General features: G+C 54.2%; 1 rRNA gene. It reads left to right on the forward strand.

What is annotated here, in order from left to right:
• Nucleotides 1-240 (forward strand): 23S ribosomal RNA (locus M3202_RS22240); the annotation flags it as partial.

Raw genomic sequence — 240 nt, forward strand, 5'->3', positions numbered from 1 at the left:
TGTAGCTTGATATTGGATGTTGGTACAGTTTGTACAGGATAGGTAGGAGCCAGAGAAGTCGGAGCGCCAGCTTCGATGGAGGCGTCGGTGGGATACTACCCTGACTGTGCTGACATTCTAACCTCGAGCCGTGATCCGGTTCAGGGACAGTGTCAGGTGGGCAGTTTGACTGGGGCGGTCGCCTCCTAAACAGTAACGGAGGCGCCCAAAGGTTCCCTCAGAATGGTTGGAAATCATTCG

It is taken from the genome of Halalkalibacter oceani (assembly GCF_023715605.1).
Lineage (GTDB): Bacteria > Bacillota > Bacilli > Bacillales > Bacillaceae_D > Halalkalibacter > Halalkalibacter oceani.